Source organism: Paraburkholderia sp. UCT31 (assembly GCF_014397655.1).
GTDB classification, from domain to species: domain Bacteria; phylum Pseudomonadota; class Gammaproteobacteria; order Burkholderiales; family Burkholderiaceae; genus Paraburkholderia; species Paraburkholderia tuberum.
The window spans coordinates 1-3,051 of the sequence record NZ_VZQP01000146.1; the positions used below are offsets into that span (position 1 = coordinate 1).

3 protein-coding genes, 1 pseudogene and 1 other annotated feature are annotated in these 3,051 nt (G+C 58.6%); of the genes and pseudogenes, 3 read left to right on the forward strand and 1 reads right to left on the reverse strand.

Annotated elements, in window-relative coordinates; genetic code table 11:
* Nucleotides 1-80 precede the first annotated feature (80 nt).
* Nucleotides 81-728, forward strand: a complete 648-nt coding sequence (locus tag F6X40_RS41145; protein ID WP_316251899.1) for an IS5 family transposase — start codon at nucleotides 81-83, stop codon at nucleotides 726-728.
* Here the strand turns inward: F6X40_RS41145 and F6X40_RS41150 are convergent.
* Nucleotides 706-990, reverse strand: a complete 285-nt coding sequence (locus F6X40_RS41150) for a hypothetical protein (RefSeq protein ID WP_187631848.1) — start codon at nucleotides 988-990, stop codon at nucleotides 706-708. The two genes, F6X40_RS41145 and F6X40_RS41150, sit on opposite strands and share 23 nt — an antisense overlap.
* A 185-nt stretch (nucleotides 991-1,175) precedes the next feature.
* Here F6X40_RS41150 and F6X40_RS41155 point away from each other — a divergent pair.
* A pseudogene (locus tag F6X40_RS41155) lies at nucleotides 1,176-1,370 on the forward strand (IS5/IS1182 family transposase); the annotation flags it as partial.
* Between the two features lie 277 nt (nucleotides 1,371-1,647).
* Nucleotides 1,648-2,885 (forward strand): IS3 family transposase gene (locus tag F6X40_RS41160; protein WP_410452758.1). Its coding sequence is split into 2 segments (ribosomal slippage): nucleotides 1,648-1,942 and nucleotides 1,942-2,885, totalling 1,239 coding nucleotides; the frame shifts between segments, so codons are not numbered across the junction.
* Nucleotides 1,938-2,054 (forward strand) — a sequence feature (AL1L pseudoknot). Its footprint overlaps the gene before it by 117 nt.
* Nucleotides 2,886-3,051: the final 166 nt, after the last annotated feature.

Sequence of the window (3,051 nt, forward strand, 5' to 3'; positions counted from 1 at the left end):
AAGGGCAGATGCAAGACGAGCGCGACATCAAAACTGCGGCCGTGCAATTCTATTCGCTGATCATGTAAGCATTCCTATTCATACCGGAGTGCGCGCGCCTCACTTCTCTTATCGCGACACAACCGTTGTTCGCCAAGGTCGGCGAGGTACTGCAAGGGCACGGCCTGAAGGTTGGCACCGGCACCATCGTGGATGCCACCATCATCGGTGCGCCCAGTTCCACGAAGAACGCGGACAAGACGCGAGACCCCGAAATGCATCAGACGAGGAAGGGCCAGCAGTGGTACTTCGGCATGAAACTGCACATCGGCGTGGATAGTCAGACGGGGCTGGCACACAGCGCGGTAGTGACGGCTGCGAACGTGCATGACAAGCATCCGCTGCCGGCTCTGCTGCATGGCGCCGAGCGGCGTGTGTACGGTGACAGCGCGTATGCGAGCCAGAAGGAACTCATCGCCAGCAAGGCACCGCAAGCGAAGGACTTTACCAACCAGCGTGTGCGCAGGCGAAGTGGTGAGGTCGATGACACCAGACGCTCGAAGAACCGCAACAAGTCGAAGATACGTGCGCGGGTCGAGCACGTCTTTGCGGTGGTCAAGCGGCTGTGGGGTTTCGTCAAGGCGCGCTATCGCGGCCTGGCGAAGAACGCCACGCGCGCCTTCACCGCACTGGCGTTGAGCAACATTTACATGAGCCGCGAGCGGCTCATGGCACAGGTGCGTCCATGAGGGGCCAAAGTGGGTTGAGAGACCCGCTTGCAAGGCCCTTCAGGGCAAGAAAATCGAACCAATCGCGTCGCTGATCTCGCATTCCGAAATTCAGCAGCAAACCGTCGCCGAAAACGGCGGCTTCTTCAGCGTAGCCCTTAGTGGCAAAGCCAAGCACCGCTTCGCGGTCCATGCTGAAGCGGCCATGATCCTGCAGCTTGCCATCGCTGAGGATAGCTACTTGTGCGAACGTGCGGTGTATGTCAAGTCCAATTACTCTCATAGGTGACCTCCGTTGTTGACAAACGCCGGAAGCTCGCGGGCAACACGACAACTACGGATTCGCGCTCGCAGCGCATCCGGGCAAGTCGAAGCGGTGGCCAGTTAAGGAAGGTCTGCAAAAGTCCTGGCATTGCGTTGCTGCTGAGCTATCCTGGAAACAGAGCGAATTAGTTGAGGAGCAGTGTGATGACGCAACTTGGTCTTGGTCTGGATCTGTCAACGAAGCGCACGCGCAAACGGGAATTTCTCGATGAGATGCGACGTGTTGTGCCCTGGTTGAAGCTGATTGCGCTGATTGAGCCGCACTATCCCACGGGCAAAACCGGTCGGCCGCCGTTCCCGATTGCAACGATGTTGCAGATTCATTTCATGCATGTATGGACCCGACGCTTTTTGCAAGCTTTCTTTTGTGACGTAAAACGGTCTGCAAACATGTATCCGGCTTGCTTGGTGGGCTAGCAACATGCCCGCAGCCTTGATGAGATCCGCGCGCCCCGTCCTTGGCAGCAGTTCGGCCTTTTTTATCGGCCGGCATAAAGTACAGGATCGTGGGGCGCTGGTCTAACCGGTTTTGTCATCACAATCAGGAAGCTTCGCAAACCAGTGATTGAACCGCCCCGGGTTTTCCGGAGACTCCACTTCTTGAGAAAATGGAGCTATGGAAAACACGAAGAAGAAGTCCCCAAGGTACTCGCCGGAAGTTCGTGAGCGGGCTGTGCGAATGGTGCTGGAACATCAAGGCGACCGCGAATCGCAATGGAAGGTGATTGCGTCGATCGCAGCGAAGTTCGGCTGCTCGGGCGAGACGCTGCGTAGCTGGGTGCGCAAGGAAGAGCGGGATCGGGGTTTGCGCCCGGGCACGAGCACGCAGGAGCAGGATCGGATCAAGGAACTGGAGCGGGAAGTGCGTGAGCTTCGGCAGGTCAATGAAATCCTGCGCAAGGCGTCAGCGTATTTCGCACAGGCGGAGCTCGACCGGCGACCGAAGTGATGATCACGTTCATCGATGATCACCGGCACGTCTACGGGGTCGAGCCGATCTGCAGGGTGCTGCCGATCGCACCGTCGACGTACTACAAGCACGTGGCCCGCCGCGCCGATCCTGGCCTGGTGCCGCCGCGGGCCCGGCGCGACAGGATGCTCAAGGAGGAGATCCGACGCGTATGGGAAGAAAACTTCCAGGTCTACGGCGCAGACAAGGTCTGGAAGCAATTGAGGCGGGAAGGCATCGTCGTGGCGCGCTGCACAGTCGAACGGCTGATGAAGCTGATGGGCCTGCGCGGCGTGGTGCGGGGCAAGACGGTACGCACGACAGTGAGCGATGGTTCGACGCCGTGCCCGAAGGATCTGGTGAACCGGCAATTCACGGCCGAACGGCCCAATGCGCTGTGGGTGTCAGATTTTACCTATGTATCGAGCTGGCAGGGCTTCGTCTATGTCGCGTTCATCATCGACGTGTTCGCCCGACGCATTGTCGGCTGGCGTGTGTCGAACTCGGCGCGCACAGACTTCGTTCTGGACGCGCTGGAGCAGGCCTTGTACGAACGACAGCCGGCGCAGCAGGACGGGCTGATCCATCACAGCGACCGCGGTGCCCAATACCTATCGATCCGCTATACGGAGCGGTTGGTCGACGCCGGCATCGAGCCGTCAGTGGGCAGCGTGGGCGACTCCTACGATAACGCACTGGCTGAAACGATCAACGGCTTGTACAAGGCAGAGGTAATCCATCGCCTCGGACCGTGGCGCAATCTGCAGGCCGTTGAAATGGCGACACTCGAATGGGTGGACTGGTTCAACAATCGTCGGCTCTTCGGCCCCATCGGCAACATTCCACCTGCCGAGGCAGAAGCCGCTTATTATGCAAATCTCGCTTGGTCTGCCACCGTGGCATGACTCAAGCAAAACAGTCTCCGGGAAACCCGGGGCGGTTCAGATGGTTATGTCGCTACCACTAACATTGGTTCTTCGTAGTTTTCAGTGCCTTCATGAATCAGCCAGTGCAACAGGCTTGTATGTGGCTTCGGTGCTCAGCAGCACCTGAATGATGCGTGCATTCTTG

What these genes read in the sequence shown, in the direction of transcription:
- F6X40_RS41150 (WP_187631848.1), bottom strand. Translation starts at nt 990, where the DNA reads ATGAGAGTAATTGGACTTGACATACACCGCACGTTCGCACAAGTAGCT.